We start from the raw sequence: 1928 nt of genomic DNA on the forward strand, positions 1-1928 counted from the left end.
CCGTGCCGGGCGGGGCGGCCAACGTGCAGGACCTCTATCCGCTGGCGCCGCTGCAGGAAGGCATTCTGTTCCACCACCTGATGGAATCCGAAGGGGATGCCTACCTGATGCCGGTCCTGATGGCGTTCGATACGCGCGAGCGTCTCGATGGATTCTTGACAGCTCTGCAGGCGGTGATCGACCGCCACGACATCCTGCGCACGGCCGTGGCCTGGGAAGGCCTGCCGGAACCGGTGCAGGTGGTCTGGCGCGCAGCGAAACTGGCGATTGAGGACGTCGTCATCGACCCTGAAGCGGGCGAGACGGCCGAACAATTGGCGGAACGCTACGATCCGAGACAGTATCGCCTCGACATGAGAGTCGCTCCGTTGATCAACGGGTTCATCGCCTATGATCCCGGGGAAGGGCGCTGGCTGCTGTTGCTGTTGGCTCACCATTTGGCGTTCGATAATACCGCGCTGGACCTCCTGCTGGAGGAGATCCGGATGCACCAGCTGGGCCAGGCAGAGCAATTGCCGGCGCCGCTGCCGTTCCGCAATTTCGTCGCACAGTCGCGGCTGGGAATGAAGCCGGAAGAGCACGAAGCCTTTTTCCGCGGCATGCTGGCGGATGTCGACGAGCCCACGGCACCGTTCGGCCTGCTCGACGTCCTGGGCGACGGCAGCCGGGCTCAGGAAGCCAGGCTAGCCATCGCCCAGGACCTGGCGCGCCGGGTGCGGGAACAGGCCAGGTCCCTGGGCATCAGCGCCGCCGGTTTGTTTCATCTGGCCTGGGCCAGTGTTTTGGCTCGGACTTCCGGGCGCGATGACGTGGTCTTCGGCACGGTGCTGTTCGGGCGCATGCAGGGCGGCGAGGGCGCTGACCGGACGCTGGGGATGTTCATCAACACCTTGCCGCTGCGAGTGCGGCTGGCCCAGGGCAGTGTCCTGGAACAGGTCCGTGACGTGCAGAGTCGGCTGGCCGGCCTGCTGCGCCATGAACATGTGCCGCTGAGCCTGGCGCAACGCTGCAGCGGCGTGCAGGCGCCGGCGCCGTTGTTCAGCGCGCTGCTCAACTACCGGTACAGCCAGACCGAGGGATCGGCGGGCAGCGTCGCCGCCTGGCAGGGTATCGAAATTCTGTCATCGGGCGAAGAGCGCTGCAACTACCCGATCGTGTTATCCGTGGATGACCTGGGCGAAGGGTTTTCGCTGTCGGCGCAAACCCTGTCGCCGGCGGCGCCGGAACGGCTGTGCGCCCTGATGCACAGGGCGCTGGAAAACCTGCTCGACGCCCTGGAAAGCGCACCGGACACTGCCATGCGCCGGATCGGCGTGCTGCCGGAGGCCGAGCGCCGCCAGGTGCTTTACGACTGGAACGCCACCCAGGCCGACTATCCCAGGGACCGCTGCCTTCACGAACTGTTCGAGGCACAGGTTGCCCGCAGCCCCGAGGCCGATGCCGTGGTATGGGACGGCAAGCGGCTGAGTTACGCCGAGCTCAATGCCCGGGCCAACCGCCTGGCGCACTACCTGCGCAGCCTGGGCGTGAAGCCCGACGACCGGGTGGCGATCTGCCTGGAACGCGGCTTCGAGCTGGTGATCAGCCTGCTGGCCGTGCTCAAGGCGGGGGCAGCCTATGTGCCGCTGGACCCGGCGTATCCCGAGGAGCGGCTGGCCTACATGCTGGCCGATAGCGTTCCGCTGGCGCTGTTGACCGATGCCGGGCTCAAGGCCCGGCTGGCAGAGCGCTCAGGCGGCGCCAGAGTGATCGATCTTTCAAGTGACGCGGCACAATGGGCTCATCAGCCCTCCGATAATCCGGACCTGGCGGCAGTCGGCCTGACCCCGCGGCATCTGGCCTATGTGATCTACACCTCCGGCTCCACCGGCCAGCCCAAGGGCGTCATGGTGCCGCACGCCGGCGTGATGAACCTGGTCAGCTGGCAC

General features: G+C 66.6%; 1 protein-coding gene. It reads left to right on the forward strand.

The genetic code is table 11. The features are described 5' to 3' along the window. A partial coding sequence (locus EK22_RS21760) for an AMP-binding protein (RefSeq protein WP_036254449.1) occupies window positions 1-1928 on the forward strand: 1928 nt, incomplete at both ends.

The organism is Methylobacter sp. BBA5.1 (assembly GCF_000746145.1).
Taxonomy (GTDB): domain Bacteria; phylum Pseudomonadota; class Gammaproteobacteria; order Methylococcales; family Methylomonadaceae; genus Methylobacter; species Methylobacter marinus.